Origin of the sequence: Escherichia sp. E4930, from assembly GCF_005845405.1 — a bacterium.
Taxonomy (GTDB): domain Bacteria; phylum Pseudomonadota; class Gammaproteobacteria; order Enterobacterales; family Enterobacteriaceae; genus Escherichia.
In genome coordinates this window covers 48,315-63,009 of the sequence record NZ_VCDZ01000015.1, presented here as the reverse complement: position 1 = coordinate 63,009, position 14,695 = coordinate 48,315, and the positions used below count along the sequence as shown (strand labels likewise).

General features: G+C 53.2%; 10 protein-coding genes and 2 pseudogenes. 8 read left to right on the top strand and 4 right to left on the bottom strand.

Annotated features, from left to right (window positions below; translation table 11 throughout):
• Nucleotides 1–99 precede the first annotated feature (99 nt).
• From ygjJ to fadH, 3 genes and pseudogenes are all read left to right on the top strand, one after another.
• On the top strand, nucleotides 100–1,170 hold the full coding sequence (gene ygjJ, locus FFT88_RS16555; RefSeq protein WP_135403919.1) for a protein YgjJ: 1,071 nt from the start codon (nucleotides 100–102) through the stop codon (nucleotides 1,168–1,170).
• 16 nt (nucleotides 1,171–1,186) lie between these two features.
• Nucleotides 1,187–3,538, top strand: a complete 2,352-nt coding sequence (ygjK, locus tag FFT88_RS16550; RefSeq protein ID WP_135403918.1) for an alpha-glucosidase — start codon at nucleotides 1,187–1,189, stop codon at nucleotides 3,536–3,538.
• 225 nt (nucleotides 3,539–3,763) lie between these two features.
• A pseudogene (gene fadH, locus FFT88_RS16545) lies at nucleotides 3,764–5,780 on the top strand (NADPH-dependent 2,4-dienoyl-CoA reductase).
• A 117-nt stretch (nucleotides 5,781–5,897) separates the two neighbouring features.
• Here fadH and rlmG read toward each other — a convergent pair.
• Nucleotides 5,898–7,034 carry a 23S rRNA (guanine(1835)-N(2))-methyltransferase RlmG gene (rlmG, locus tag FFT88_RS16540; protein WP_130259072.1) on the bottom strand — a complete coding sequence of 379 codons (1,137 nt, stop codon included), beginning with the start codon at nucleotides 7,032–7,034 and terminating at the stop codon, nucleotides 5,898–5,900.
• Nucleotides 7,035–7,118: 84 nt separating this feature from the next.
• Between rlmG and FFT88_RS16535 the strand changes: the two genes are divergently transcribed.
• The 3 genes from FFT88_RS16535 to FFT88_RS16525 all read left to right on the top strand — a co-directional run bounded on the left by FFT88_RS16535 (nucleotide 7,119) and on the right by FFT88_RS16525 (nucleotide 9,456).
• Nucleotides 7,119–7,622: a M48 family metallopeptidase gene (locus tag FFT88_RS16535; RefSeq protein ID WP_135403917.1), complete on the top strand. Its 504-nt coding sequence runs from the start codon at nucleotides 7,119–7,121 to the stop codon at nucleotides 7,620–7,622.
• Nucleotides 7,623–7,698: 76 nt separating this feature from the next.
• Nucleotides 7,699–8,391, top strand: coding sequence for a vancomycin high temperature exclusion protein (locus FFT88_RS16530; RefSeq protein WP_135403916.1), 693 nt, complete (start codon nucleotides 7,699–7,701; stop codon nucleotides 8,389–8,391).
• A 78-nt stretch (nucleotides 8,392–8,469) separates the two neighbouring features.
• Complete coding sequence (locus FFT88_RS16525; RefSeq protein WP_130218265.1) at nucleotides 8,470–9,456, top strand: Gfo/Idh/MocA family oxidoreductase; 987 nt, start codon at nucleotides 8,470–8,472, stop codon at nucleotides 9,454–9,456.
• Nucleotides 9,457–9,659: 203 nt separating this feature from the next.
• Here the strand turns inward: FFT88_RS16525 and FFT88_RS25860 are convergent.
• A pseudogene (locus tag FFT88_RS25860) lies at nucleotides 9,660–9,758 on the bottom strand (hypothetical protein); the annotation flags it as partial.
• Nucleotides 9,759–9,915: 157 nt separating this feature from the next.
• Between FFT88_RS25860 and alx the strand changes: the two are divergent.
• Together alx and sstT are read left to right on the top strand one after the other, a co-directional pair.
• Nucleotides 9,916–10,881 (top strand): TerC family membrane protein Alx, encoded by a 966-nt coding sequence (alx, locus tag FFT88_RS16520; RefSeq protein WP_001098819.1) that lies wholly within the window; start codon nucleotides 9,916–9,918, stop codon nucleotides 10,879–10,881.
• 443 nt (nucleotides 10,882–11,324) lie between these two features.
• The gene (sstT, locus tag FFT88_RS16515; protein ID WP_135403914.1) at nucleotides 11,325–12,569 is read left to right on the top strand and encodes a serine/threonine transporter SstT; all 1,245 of its coding nucleotides are present in this window, start codon (nucleotides 11,325–11,327) and stop codon (nucleotides 12,567–12,569) included.
• Between the two features lie 3 nt (nucleotides 12,570–12,572).
• On the opposite strand, the gene FFT88_RS16510 is transcribed toward sstT, so the two are convergent.
• Entirely contained in the window at nucleotides 12,573–13,124 is a 552-nt protein-coding gene (locus FFT88_RS16510; RefSeq protein WP_130210398.1) for a YgjV family protein, read from the bottom strand.
• A gap of 82 nt (nucleotides 13,125–13,206) precedes the next feature.
• Nucleotides 13,207–14,694 carry an altronate dehydratase gene (gene uxaA / locus FFT88_RS16505; protein ID WP_130218271.1) on the bottom strand — a complete coding sequence of 496 codons (1,488 nt, stop codon included), beginning with the start codon at nucleotides 14,692–14,694 and terminating at the stop codon, nucleotides 13,207–13,209.
• Between the last annotated feature and the right edge of the window lies 1 nt (nucleotide 14,695).

The window sequence follows — 14,695 nt, the reverse complement described above, 5'->3', positions numbered from 1 at the left end:
CTTCCTGGATGGGGAGAGGGAAAATAGTTTCTGCCTTTCTATTTTTATAATTACAACGATAAAAGGCTGTACTTTTTCTTTAGCTCATGGATTAACACAATGAAATTAATCACTGCACCATGCAGAGCATTACTTGCTCTGCCGTTTTGCTACGCCTTTTCTGCGGCAGGAGAAGAAGCACGTCCGGCAGAACATGACGACACAAAAACACCCGCAATTACCTCGACATCTTCTCCTTCATTTCGTTTTTACGGCGAATTAGGGGTTGGTGGATATATGGATTTAGAGGGTGAGAATAAACATAAATACAGCGACGGCACCTATATTGAAGGTGGCCTGGAGATGAAGTACGACTCCTGGTTCGGCCTGATTTACGGCGAAGGCTGGACCGTGCAGGCCGACCACGACGGCAATGCCTGGGTGCCAGACCATAGCTGGGGTGGTTTCGAGGGCGGAATTAACCGTTTCTATGGCGGTTATCGTACCAATGATGGCACCGAAATCATGCTCAGTCTGCGTCAGGATTCCTCGCTGGATGACCTGCAATGGTGGGGCGACTTCACACCCGATCTGGGCTACGTCATTCCCAATACCCGCGACATTATGACCGCGCTGAAGGTGCAGAATTTAACCGGCAACTTTCGTTATAGCGTCACCGCCACACCTGCCGGACATCATGACGAAAGCAAAGCCTGGCTACATTTTGGCAAGTACGATCGCTACGACGACAAATACACCTATCCGGCAATGATGAACGGTTACATCCAGTATGACCTTGCCGAAGGCATCACCTGGATGAACGGTCTGGAAATCACCGACGGCACAGGCCAACTCTATCTCACGGGCCTGCTTACCCCTAACTTTGCCGCTCGCGCCTGGCACCATACCGGACGCGCCGACGGGCTGGACGTACCGGGAAGTGAAAGTGGGATGATGGTGAGCGCCATGTATGAAGCGTTAAAGGGCGTTTATCTCTCCACCGCTTACACCTACGCCAAACATCGCCCTGACCACGCTGACGATGAAACCACCTCTTTCATGCAGTTTGGTATCTGGTACGAATACGGCGGCGGACGTTTCGCAACGGCTTTTGATAGCCGCTTCTACATGAAAAATGCCTCTCACGATCCCAGCGACCAAATCTTCCTGATGCAATATTTCTACTGGTAATAAGGACAGTAATCTCATGAAAATCAAAACTATTTTAACACCAGTAGCCTGCACTCTGCTGATAAGTTTTTCCGCCCATGCCGCCAACGCCGACAATTATAAAAACGTGATTAACCGTACCGGCGCGCCGCAGTACATGAAGGATTACGATTACGACGACCACCAGCGTTTTAATCCGTTTTTTGATCTCGGTGCCTGGCATGGTCATCTGTTGCCAGACGGCCCGAATACCATGGGCGGTTTTCCGGGCGTTGCGCTGCTGACGGAAGAGTACATCAACTTTATGGCCAGCAATTTCGACCGCCTGACCGTCTTGCAAGACGGCAAGAAAGTCAACTTCACGCTGGAGGCATACAGTATTCCCGGCGCGCTGGTGCAAAAGCTGATAGCAAAAGATGTGCAGGTCGAAATGACTCTGCGCTTCGCCACGCCGCGCACATCACTACTGGAAACCAAAATCACCAGCGATAAACCGCTGGATCTGGTGTGGGATGGCGAACTGCTGGAAAAACTGGAAGCGAAAGAAGGGAAACCACTTTCCGATAAAACCATTGCTGGCGAGTACCCTGACTATCAGCGCAAAATCAGCGCCACTCGTGATGGCCTGAAAGTCACCTTTGGCAAAGTACGTGCCACCTGGGATCTGCTGACCTCCGGTGAATCAGAATATCAGGTGCATAAATCCCTGCCAGTGCAGACTGAAATCAACGGCAATCGCTTTACCAGTAAGGCGCATATCAACGGGTCGACGACGCTCTATACCACCTATTCCCATCTGCTGACCGCTCAGGAAGTTAGCAAAGAGCAAATGCAGATCCGCGATATTCTGGCGCGTCCGGCATTTTATCTCACCGCCTCGCAGCAACGCTGGGAAGAATACCTGAAGAAAGGGTTAACCAATCCGGATGCGACGCCGGAACAGACGCGCGTCGCGGTGAAAGCGATCGAAACGCTCAACGGTAACTGGCGCTCGCCTGGCGGGGCGGTGAAATATAACACCGTCACGCCGTCGGTGACCGGGCGCTGGTTCTCCGGCAATCAGACCTGGCCGTGGGATACCTGGAAGCAGGCGTTTGCGATGGCGCATTTCAATCCGGACATCGCCAAAGAGAATATCCGCGCGGTCTTCTCCTGGCAGATCCAACCTGGCGACACCGTGCGTCCGCAGGATGTGGGCTTTGTCCCCGACCTGATAGCGTGGAACCTTAGCCCCGAGCGTGGCGGCGATGGCGGCAACTGGAACGAACGTAATACCAAACCCAGCCTTGCCGCCTGGTCGGTGATGGAAGTGTATAACGTCACCCAGGATAAAACCTGGCTGGCAGAGATGTACCCGAAACTGGTGGCCTATCACGACTGGTGGTTACGTAACCGCGATCATAACGGCAACGGCGTGCCGGAATATGGCGCGACCCGCGATAAAGCCCACAACACCGAGAGCGGCGAGATGCTGTTTACGGTGAAAAAAGGCGATAAAGAAGAGACGCAGTCTGGGCTGAACAACTACGCCCGCGTGGTGGAAAAAGGCCAGTACGATAGTCTGGAAATTCCGGCACAGGTCGCTGCGTCGTGGGAATCGGGGCGTGATGACGCCGCCGTCTTTGGTTTTATCGACAAAGAACAGCTGGATAAATATGTCGCTAATGGCGGCAAACGTAGCGACTGGACGGTGAAATTCGCCGAAAACCGCAGTCAGGACGGAACGTTGCTGGGCTACTCGCTATTGCAGGAGTCGGTGGATCAGGCCAGCTATATGTACAGCGATAACCATTATCTGGCGGAGATGGCAACCATCCTCGGTAAGCCGGAAGAGGCCAAACGCTATCGCCAGTTGGCACAGCAGCTCGCGGACTACATCAACACCTGTATGTTCGACCCGACCACGCAGTTCTACTATGACGTGCGCATTGAAGATAAACCGCTGACGAACGGCTGCGCGGGCAAACCGATTGTCGAACGCGGTAAAGGGCCGGAAGGCTGGTCGCCGCTGTTTAACGGTGCGGCAACGCAGGCCAATGCCGACGCGGTGGTGAAGGTGATGCTGGACCCTAAAGAGTTCAACACCTTTGTTCCGCTGGGAACGGCAGCGTTAACCAACCCAGCCTTTGGCGCGGATATCTACTGGCGCGGGCGCGTATGGGTGGATCAGTTCTGGTTTGGTCTGAAAGGGATGGAGCGTTACGGTTATCGCGATGATGCCCTGAAACTGGCGGATACGTTCTTCCGGCACGCCAAAGGGTTAACCGCCGATGGCCCAATTCAGGAGAATTACAATCCGCTGACCGGCGCACAGCAAGGGGCACCGAATTTCTCCTGGAGTGCCGCGCATTTGTATATGTTGTATAACGATTTTTTCCATAAGCAGTAATTTGCAACGGCTGGCGGATGCGGCGTGAACGCCTTATCCGCCCTACATGTGCAATCCCCCAGGCCGGATAAGACGCGACAAGCGTCGCATCCGGCGTTACCACCGAGCGTATTCTTTTTGAATCCCATCACAAACCCCGCACTCCCCTTTTCCCTTTTCTCCGGCGACGGCTAAATTAGAACTCATCCGACCACATAACAATTATTTTACATACTGGACAATTTTATGAGCTACCCGTCGCTGTTCGCCCCGCTTGATTTAGGTTTTACCACGTTAAAAAACCGCGTGCTGATGGGCTCAATGCACACCGGCTGGAGGAATATCCAGACGGTGCCGAGCGGCTGGCAGCGTTTTATGCCGAACGCGCCCGTCACGGCGTGGCGTTGATTGTCAGCGGCGGTATCGCACCTGATTTAACAGGCGTTGGCATGGAAGGTGGCGCAATGCTCAACGACGCCAGCCAGATCCCACACCATCGCACCATTACCGAAGCCGTACATCAGGAAGGCGGCAAAATCGCCCTGCAAATTTTGCATACCGGACGCTACAGCTACCAGCCGCATCTGGTAGCGCCCTCCGCGTTGCAGGCCCCCATCAACCGTTTCGTTCCTCATGAACTCACCCATGAAGAGATCCTGCAACTGATCGACGATTTCGCCCGCTGCGCTCAACTGGCACGGGAGGCCGGATACGATGGCGTAGAGGTGATGGGTTCCGAAGGCTATTTGATCAACGAATTTCTGACACTGCGCACCAATCAGCGTAGTGACCTGTGGGGCGGCGATTACCGCAACCGGATGCGATTTGCCGTAGAAGTAGTGCGTGCGGTGCGCGAACGCGTTGGCAACGACTTCATGATTATCTACCGACTGTCGATGCTCGACCTGGTAGAAGGCGGCGGGACTTTTGCAGAAACGGTAGAGCTGGCACAGGCCATTGAAGCGGCGGGCGCGACCATTATCAACACCGGCATTGGCTGGCATGAAGCGCGGATTCCGACCATCGCCACGCCCGTGCCGCGCGGCGCATTTAGCTGGGTCACGCGCAAACTGAAAGGCCACGTCTCGCTGCCGCTGGTAACCACCAACCGGATTAACGATCCGCAGGTTGCCGACGATATTCTCTCACGCGGTGATGCAGATATGGTGTCGATGGCGCGACCGTTTCTTGCTGATGCCGAGCTGCTGTCAAAAGCGCAATCGGGGCGAGCCGATGAGATCAACACCTGCATTGGCTGCAACCAGGCCTGCCTCGATCAGATCTTCGTTGGCAAAGTCACCTCGTGCCTGGTGAATCCTCGTGCCTGCCATGAAACCAAAATGCCGATCCTTCCCGCCATGCAGAAAAAAAATCTGGCGGTGGTCGGTGCGGGACCTGCTGGGCTGGCGTTTGCCATTAACGCGGCGGCGCGTGGGCATCAGGTAACATTGTTTGATGCGCACAGCGAGATCGGCGGGCAGTTTAATATCGCCAAACAGATCCCCGGCAAAGAGGAGTTTTACGAAACATTGCGCTACTACCGCCGGATGATCGAAGTGATGGGCGTGACGCTGAAACTCAATCACAGCGTGACGGCGGATCAGTTACAGGCGTTCGATGAAACGATCCTCGCCAGCGGGATCGTACCGCGCATTCCGCCCATTGACGGGATCGATCACCCGAAGGTATTGAGTTATCTCGATGTCCTGCGCGACAAAGCGCCGGTGGGCAACAAAGTTGCCATCGTCGGTTGTGGTGGGATTGGTTTTGATACGGCGATGTATTTGAGTCAGCCGGGCGAATCCACTAGCCAGAATATCGCCGAGTTCTGTAATGAGTGGGGGATCGACAGTAGCCTGCAACAGGCCGGAGGTTTGAGTCCGCAAGGTATGCAGATCCCCCGTAGCCCACGGCAAATTGTGATGCTCCAGCGCAAAGCCAGCAAACCAGGACAAGGGTTGGGCAAAACTACGGGCTGGATCCATCGCACCACCCTACTCTCGCGCGGCGTGAAAATGATCCCAGGCGTAAGTTATCAGAAGATCGACGATGACGGGCTGCATGTGGTGATCAATGGCGAAACGCAGGTATTAGCGGTGGACAATGTGGTGATCTGTGCAGGTCAGGAGCCAAACCGCGCGCTGGCGCAACCGCTGACTGATAGCGGTAAAACCGTGCATTTAATTGGCGGCTGCGATGTGGCTATGGAGCTGGACGCACGACGGCAATTGCCCAGGGAACACGGCTGGCGCTGGAGATTTAAATCGTGCATTGAAGTGCCGGATGCGACGCTTGCCGCGTCTTATCCGACCTGGGGGTAACGTGCTGAACGTAGGCCAGATAAGGCGTTTACGCCTTATCTGGCAGGTAGCTGCCAATCTTATCGACGGCGCCCCAGCTTCACCGCTTTCAGCACCACAAATTTATTATTCGTCGCAATAGTGGTGCAGTTGCCGAAAATTTTCTTCAGTTTATGGAAGTAATCCAGGTGACGGTTGGCAACGATATACAGCTCGCCGTTGATTTTCAGGCAGCGGCGGGCGTGGTGGAACATCTCCCAGGCGACGTTATCAGTCAGCGCATGTTGCTGATGAAACGGCGGGTTGCAGAGCACAGCATTAAAGCGGAAAGGCTCCACGCCGGAGAGCGCGTTGTTGATCATAAACTCGCAGCGATCCAACGCCTCAGGCATGTTGGTTTCAACGTTCAAACGGCTGGAAGCGACCGCCATCGGCGATTCATCGACAAACACCACTTTCGCCTGCGGATTTTTATCGAGCAATGTCAGGCCAATAACGCCGTTACCACAGCCGAGATCGACAATCTCACCTTCGAGATTTTCCGGCAGATGTTGCATAAAGAAGCGCGCGCCGATATCAAGCCCGGTGCGGGAGAAGACATTCGCATGGTTGTGGATAGTCCAGTCAGTACCTTCCAGCTTCCAGCTAACGGTCTGCGGCGCATCGGCCAGCGGCGGTTCATTGAAAGTGCAATTAATCAGGCGCGCTTTTTTCCATGCCAGTGTGGTGGTGGTCGGGCCGAGCACTTTTTCGAACAGTTCCAGCGTGGAGGTGTGAATGTCACGGGCTTTGGCACCGGCAATAATGCGTGTTTCCGGCGTGACCACTTTGCGCAGCGCACGCAGTTGCTGTTCCAGCAATGCCAGTGTTTTCGGCACTTTGATCAGCACCACACCCGGCTGTTGCGGGTAGTCGGCGGTGCTGTCGAGGAACTTCACGCTCGACTCATCAATCCCGTTGAGGCGTAAATTCTCACGCGTCGCCAGTTCGCTGATGTATGAGTCGCCAATGTTGTACGGCTTATGTTCCGCCAGCGCACAGCTTAACGCGCCAAAAGCATCATTCAGGATTAACACCGGGCCGCGGATTTCTGTATCGTCCAACTGTTGCAGCAAATATTCATCCGCCGCTTCCCACGCCTGTAGCGGGTTAACGTCATCCGTCGCCGGAAAACGTTGTAGTGTCAGTGAACGGAAACCGTTGTCTAAGTGGCTCATCGGCCCTCCTGAATGATAAAATTTCGACGTTGCCCCTGAAAAGGGTGCGTGAGTATACCCTTTTTCTCTTTTTCGTGGGCGGTTATGAGCAATCTTACTTATCTTCAGGGTTATCCCGAGCAGCTACTTTCCCAGGTGCGCACGCTGATTAATGAACAGCGTCTGGGCGATGTGCTGGCAAAACGCTATCCGGGAACGCACAACTACGCCACCGATAAAGCCCTCTGGCAATATACTCAGGATCTGAAAAATCAGTTTCTGCGCAATGCCCCGCCGATCAATAAAGTGATGTATGACAATAAGATCCACGTGCTGAAAAACGCGCTCGGGTTACATACCGCTGTTTCACGTGTGCAAGGTGGCAAGCTGAAAGCGAAGGCGGAGATCCGCGTCGCCACCGTGTTTCGCAACGCGCCAGAACCGTTTTTGCGCATGATTGTGGTGCACGAGCTGGCGCATCTGAAAGAGAAAGAACATAACAAAGCGTTCTATCAGTTGTGCTGCCATATGGAACCGCAGTACCACCAGCTTGAGTTCGACACCCGTCTGTGGCTGACGCAGCTTACGCTTGAGCAGGCCAAAATCTGAAAATGATCGCAGGCGCTATCTTTTCCTCCTTTAGCGCCTAAAATCGACCTCCCCTCTATCGTTAAGGATAACGACCATGCTGCGCGCATTTGCCCGCCTTCTTCGCCGCATTTGTTTTTCTCGCCGGACTCTCAAAATTACCTGTTTATTGTTGCTTGTAGCAGGCGCGACGATTTTTATCGCCGATCGGGCAATGGTCAACGCCAGCCAACAACTCACCTGGAGCGATGTCAACGCCGTTCCGGCACGTAACGTGGGTTTATTGCTGGGGGCGAGACCGGGTAATCGCTACTTTACCCGACGTATTGATACCGCCGCAGAGTTGTACCACGCAGGAAAAGTGAAATGGTTGCTGGTCAGTGGCGACAACGGACGTAAAAATTACGATGAAGCGTCAGGCATGCAGCAGGCTTTGATCGCTAAGGGCGTACCGGCAAAAGTGATCTTCTGTGACTATGCCGGATTCTCAACGCTTGATTCAGTGGTACGTGCCAATAAAGTGTTTGGGGAAAACCATATCACCATTATCTCGCAGGAATTTCATAACCAACGCGCCATCTGGCTGGCAAAACAGTACGGCATCGATGCTATCGGGTTTAACGCGCCAGACCTGAATATGAAGCACGGTTTGTATACTCAGCTGCGGGAGAAACTCGCCAGGGTTAGAGCGGTGATAGACGCAAAAATCCTCCATCGCCAGCCAAAATATCTCGGGCCGTCGGTCATGATTGGTCCGTTTAGTGAGCATGGTTGTCCGGCGCAGAAATAATGCGTATCCGCGCACGTCGAAGATGAAAAAGGCGTGCTACATTGACGGCAGAATCCCTTTATGGAGTATCCACGCGTTATGATACGTTTCGCTGTGATTGGTACGAACTGGATCACTCACCAGTTCGTGGAGGCCGCACATGAGAGCGGTAAATATAAGTTAACCGCCGTCTATTCCCGCAGCCTTGAACAGGCCCAGCACTTCGCCAATGAGTTTTCTGTCGAGCATCTGTTTACGTCGCTGGAAGCGATGGCGGAAAGCGATGCCATTGACGCGGTGTATATTGCCAGCCCGAATGCCCTGCACTTTTCCCAGACGCAGCTTTTTCTGAGCCACAAAATCCATGTGATTTGCGAGAAACCACTGGCGTCGAATTTGGCGGAAGTGGATGCGGCCATTGCCTGTGCGCGGGAAAATCAGGTGGTGCTGTTTGAAGCATTTAAAACGGCCTGCCTGCCTAACTTTCATCTGTTACGCCAGGCGCTGCCAAAAGTCGGCAAACTGCGGAAAGTCTTTTTCAACTATTGCCAGTATTCCTCGCGGTATCAACGTTATCTGGATGGTGAGAATCCCAACACCTTTAACCCGGCGTTCTCTAACGGTTCGATTATGGATATCGGCTTTTACTGCCTGGCGTCGGCGGTGGCATTATTCGGTGAACCGAAAAGCGTGCAGGCAACCGCCAGTTTGCTGGCAAGCGGCGTGGATGCCCACGGCGTGGTGGTGATGGATTACGGTGATTTCAGCGTTACGTTGCAGCACTCAAAAGTCAGTGATTCTGTCCTGGCGAGCGAGATTCAGGGCGAAGCAGGATCGCTGGTGATTGAAAAACTCTCTGAATGCCAGAAAGTCTGCTTTGTGCCGCGCGGCAGCCAGATGCAGGATCTCACTCAGCCACAGCATATTAATACCATGCTCTACGAAGCAGAGCTGTTTGCTGAACTGGTGGATGAGCATCTGATTAATCATCCGGGGCTGGCGGTCAGTCGCATCACTGCCAAACTGCTGACCGAGATCCGCCGCCAGACTGGGGTGATTTTTCCGGCAGATAGCGTAAAGCAATAATGGTTACCGTAAAGCAGTGTAAAAGGCATGTAACAGACCATTGACTGGATGAATGGTCTGTCATACTTTGTTACCTGCAAAGGGGAGTAACTTCATTGCCGGTCGATCGTCATTACGATGTGTGAAAAAACACATCCGGTCACCGGGCAACCCGAAAGGTATACGCAGACGTATTCCTTTGAGACTGATGACAAACGCAAAATTGCCTGATGCGCTACGCTTATCAGGCCTACATAGTTCCTGCAATCTTTTGAATTCGCATGATTTTGTAGGCCGGATAAGGCGTTCACGCCGCATCCGGCATAAACGCAGGCACTTTGTCACCAATCTGAAAGGAATACGCAGACGTATTCCTTTTTTGTTGTAAGTGAGACCTTGCCGGAAGGCGAGGTCTATGCATAAAAAGCAGCGGCTGACGTCTTCCGACGTTGGCCGTTTTTTTATGTGTAAGGAACTTCTATGAATACTGTCGGCACGCCGTTGCTATGGGGCGGATTCGCTGTTGTTGTCGCCATTATGCTGGCTATCGACCTGTTGTTGCAGGGGCGTCGTGGCGCGCATGCCATGACCATGAAACAGGCTGCGGCCTGGTCGCTGGTGTGGGTGACCCTTTCGTTACTGTTTAACGCCGCTTTCTGGTGGTATTTAGTCCAGACGCAGGGGCGCGAAGTCGCGGACCCGCAGGCACTGGCCTTCCTCACCGGTTATCTGATTGAGAAATCGCTGGCGGTCGATAACGTCTTTGTCTGGCTGATGTTGTTCAGCTATTTCTCTGTTCCGGCGGCGTTACAACGGCGCGTGCTGGTGTATGGCGTGCTCGGGGCGATTGTTCTGCGTACCATCATGATCTTCACCGGTAGTTGGCTGATTTCGCAGTTCGACTGGATCCTGTATATCTTCGGTGCCTTCCTGCTGTTTACTGGCGTGAAGATGGCGCTCGCCCATGAAGATGAATCAGGGATTGGCGACAAGCCGTTGGTGCGCTGGCTGCGCGGTCATTTGCGTATGACCGACACCATCGACAACGAGCATTTCTTTGTGCGTAAGAATGGCTTGTTGTATGCCACGCCGCTGATGCTGGTGCTGATACTGGTGGAGTTGAGCGACGTGATTTTCGCCGTGGATAGCATTCCGGCTATCTTCGCCGTGACTACCGACCCGTTTATTGTGCTGACCTCAAACTTGTTTGCGATCCTCGGCCTGCGTGCGATGTATTTCCTGCTGGCGGGCGTAGCAGAGCGTTTCTCGATGCTCAAATATGGCCTGGCGGTGATTCTGGTGTTTATCGGTATCAAGATGCTGATTGTCGACTTCTACCATATTCCGATCGCCGTTTCGCTGGGCGTGGTGTTTGGCATTCTGGTGATGACATTTATTATCAACGCGTGGGTGAATTATCGGCATGATAAGCAGCGGGGAGAATGATTCGCTGTATATTAAGCCATTACCAGAGATAACTCATTCCAGACAAAGATGAGCTACTAATTATGTAATCGGCTTATAGCTCTTTACAAAAAGACCGCACGGGTGCAGGGGGCGGCGGCGATTGGCCGCCCCCTGCGCGCTCCCTGCGCCAGTGACTTTATATGGCATAGCACATTAAAGGAGCGCAACCGTTCTCATATTCCAAATAGTTTGCCCATATGTTATCTAATCAGCCTTAGTAGCCAGTCCTTCCTTCTGTTTATGTCAAATAAATGTAAGCATTAAGTTGCAAAATATGACCTCTCTTTAAAATCCAGCATTTTTCGCTTCCCGAAGCTGTAACTTTCCTTATACTCGACCTTGCAAACACTTTGTTACATCCTGAAAGATGCGTCGACAGAACGCACCAGGGATGTGCGACAACACAATGAAAGGATCGAAAAATGACTACGCAACGTTCACCGGGGCTATTCCGGCGTCTGGCTCATGGCAGCCTGGTAAAACAAATCCTGGTCGGCCTTGTTCTGGGGATTCTCCTGGCATGGATCTCAAAACCGGCGGCTGAAGCTGTCGGTCTGTTAGGCACTTTGTTCGTTGGTGCATTGAAAGCTGTAGCGCCAATTCTGGTGCTGATGCTGGTAATGGCTTCCATCGCTAACCACCAGCACGGGCAGAAAACCAATATCCGCCCTATTTTGTTCCTCTATCTGCTGGGTACTTTCTCTGCCGCGCTGGCTGCGGTTGTCTTCAGCTTCGCCTTCCCTTCTACCCTGCATTTGTCCAGTAGCGCGGGCGATATTTCGCCGCCGTCAGGCATCGTGGAAGTGATGCGTGGGCTGGTGTTGAGCATGGTTTCCAACCCCATCGACGCCCTGCTGAAAGGTAACTACATCGGGATTCTGGTGTGGGCCATTGGCCTTGGTTTCGCTCTGCGTCACGGTAACGAAACCACCAAAAACCTGGTCAACGATATGTCGAATGCCGTTACCTTTATGGTGAAACTGGTGATTCGTTTCGCACCAATCGGTATTTTTGGTCTGGTTTCTTCTACGCTGGCAACCACTGGTTTCTCCACACTGTGGGGCTACGCGCAACTGCTGGTCGTGCTGGTTGGCTGTATGTTGCTGGTGGCGCTGGTGGTCAACCCATTGCTGGTGTGGTGGAAAATTCGTCGTAACCCATTCCCGCTGGTACTGTTGTGCCTGCGCGAAAGTGGTGTATACGCCTTTTTCACCCGTAGCTCGGCGGCGAATATTCCGGTAAACATGGCATTGTGTGAAAAGCTGAATCTGGACCGCGATACCTATTCCGTTTCTATTCCGCTGGGTGCCACCATCAATATGGCAGGCGCAGCCATTACCATTACCGTGTTGACGCTGGCTGCGGTTAATACGCTGGGTATTCCGGTGGATCTGCCCACAGCGCTGCTGTTGAGCGTAGTGGCTTCTCTGTGCGCCTGTGGTGCTTCCGGCGTGGCAGGTGGTTCTCTGCTGCTGATCCCGCTGGCCTGTAATATGTTCGGTATTCCGAACGATATCGCCATGCAGGTGGTTGCCGTCGGCTTTATCATCGGCGTATTGCAGGACTCCTGCGAAACCGCGCTGAACTCTTCAACTGACGTGCTGTTCACCGCAGCGGCGTGCCAGGCGGAAGATGCACGTCTGGCAAATAGCGCCCTGCGAAACTAATGCTTAGCCCCTTTCGTCTACGGCGGAAGGGGTTTTCTCCACTTTAAACGGATCAATTCCCCTTCTCTGCATACGCCAGAAACGAATGATGTTCAGGCCATTCATTAGCAGAAAACTACCCTCAATCATCGTGCCACCAATCGACCCGGCCCAAATGTTGTGAGTTAACCAGCAACAAGTAGAAAACCACATCACGCAGCGCATGGTCAGTCCTTTAAAGCGAAATAGCGCCCAGGTACTGACAATCGTGCCAATGACCGGCAGCAGCTCCATCGGATGATGGAACTTCGCCAGACCAACTCCTCCCGTCAGCACGATGAAGATCGCCATTATCCATAAACTACGGGTACGCAGAGTAATTAACGTACGGATAGCATTGAGGATTGAGCTGGCCCCCGCCGGGAAGACGCCCATCAGGAAAAAATGTATGCCGATAAATACGCTATAGATGGAAAGCTGAATTTTGAAGCGACGTTCATCGCGGTTGAAGAATGTTGTAATACCAATCAGAAAGGCGATGACACCCACGCCCTGGGCCAGCCAATACGCGGTCATGATAAATCCTTAGCAGGTATGGAAAAGCAAACGGCGCTTCACATTATGAAACGCCGTTTTTTATTAACAACTCATTTCGACTTTATAGCGTTACGCCGCTTTTGAAGATCGCCAGTTCGCGGAAGTCGTTACGCTCGTTACAGGTTTGCTTACCGTTGGCAAACTCAACGATGGTATCGATAAATTCTTCCAGCAACTGCGGCATCGCTTTACCGTGGATCAGCTGACCCGCGTCAAAGTCGATCCAGTGTTTTTTCTTCGCTGCCAGTTCGCTGTTGGTGGCGATTTTCACCGTCGGTACAAATCCGCCGTACGGCGTGCCGCGACCGGTACTAAACAGCACCATGTGGCAGCCCGCACCCGCCAGGGCGCTGGTCGCTACGGCATCGTTACCCGGCGCGCTTAACAGGTTCAGCCCTGGTGTTTTCAAACGTTCGCCGTAGCGCAGCACGTCTACCACCTGGCTGGAGCCCGCTTTCTGCGTACAGCCGAGAGATTTATCTTCCAGCGTGGTGATACCACCCGCTTTGTTCCCCGGCGATGGGTTTTCGTAGATCGGCTGGTCATGGGCAATAAAGTACTGTTTGAAGTCGTTGACCATAGTGACCAGTTTTTCAAACGTCGCTTCATCGCGACAATGGTCCATCAGTAACTGCTCTGCGCCGAACATTTCCGGTACTTCGGTCAGCACGGTAGTGCCGCCGTTAGCGATGACGTAATCAGAGAAACGCCCCAGCATTGGGTTAGCAGTAATACCGGAAAGACCGTCAGAACCGCCGCACTCCAGACCAAACTTCAGTTCGCTGAGTTTGCCCGGCTCGCGTTTATCGTTGCGCATCACGTTATACAGCTGATGCAAATGCTCGATCCCGGCTTCAATCTCATCATCCTGCTGTTGGCAGATCATGAAATGAACGCGTTCAGGATCGATATCGCCCAGCGTTTCACGGAAAGCATCAACCTGGTTGTTTTCACAGCCCAGACCAATGACCAACACGGCGCCTGCGTTCGGATGACGCACCATGTTTTGCAGCATGGTGCGGGTATTAATGTGATCGTCGCCCAGCTGCGAGCAGCCGTAGGTGTGGCTGAAGAGGAACACGCCGTCGGTACCTTCAGCGTTGTTCGTCTCTTTCAAAAAACGGTTCTGGATCTGTCGCGCGATGCCGTTGACGCAGCCCACGGTCGGCAGGATCCACAACTCGTTACGTACCCCGACATCACCGTTAGCGCGACGATAGATCTGCACTTCACGATCTGCCGCTTGCGCAGGCAGATCCTGAAAATCAGGTTGATAGCGATACTGATCCAGATCGCTCAGATTCGTGCGCGTATTGTGGGCGTGAACGTGTTCCCCCGCCGCAATATCCGCCAATGCATAACCAATCGGCAGGCCATATTTGATGACGTTGGCCCCTTTTGCGATATCCGTTAACGCAAATTTATGTCCACGAGCAACATCCTGGCGCAGCGTTACGGTCTGGTTATCGACACTGATTTCTGTGCCTTCAGCCAAATCCGCTAAAGCGACCGCGACGTTATCCAGCGCATGGATCTTGATGTATTGCATA

Coding starts and splice junctions, on each gene's coding strand:
- FFT88_RS16535 (WP_135403917.1), top strand. CDS start 7,119: ATGAGCAATCTTACTTATCTTCAGGGTTATCCCGAGCAGCTACTTTCC.
- uxaA (WP_130218271.1), bottom strand. CDS start 14,694: ATGCAATACATCAAGATCCATGCGCTGGATAACGTCGCGGTCGCTTTA.
- ygjJ (WP_135403919.1), top strand. CDS start 100: ATGAAATTAATCACTGCACCATGCAGAGCATTACTTGCTCTGCCGTTT.
- sstT (WP_135403914.1), top strand. CDS start 11,325: ATGACTACGCAACGTTCACCGGGGCTATTCCGGCGTCTGGCTCATGGC.
- FFT88_RS16510 (WP_130210398.1), bottom strand. CDS start 13,124: ATGACCGCGTATTGGCTGGCCCAGGGCGTGGGTGTCATCGCCTTTCTG.
- alx (WP_001098819.1), top strand. CDS start 9,916: ATGAATACTGTCGGCACGCCGTTGCTATGGGGCGGATTCGCTGTTGTT.
- FFT88_RS16525 (WP_130218265.1), top strand. CDS start 8,470: ATGATACGTTTCGCTGTGATTGGTACGAACTGGATCACTCACCAGTTC.
- FFT88_RS16530 (WP_135403916.1), top strand. CDS start 7,699: ATGCTGCGCGCATTTGCCCGCCTTCTTCGCCGCATTTGTTTTTCTCGC.
- ygjK (WP_135403918.1), top strand. CDS start 1,187: ATGAAAATCAAAACTATTTTAACACCAGTAGCCTGCACTCTGCTGATA.
- rlmG (WP_130259072.1), bottom strand. CDS start 7,034: ATGAGCCACTTAGACAACGGTTTCCGTTCACTGACACTACAACGTTTT.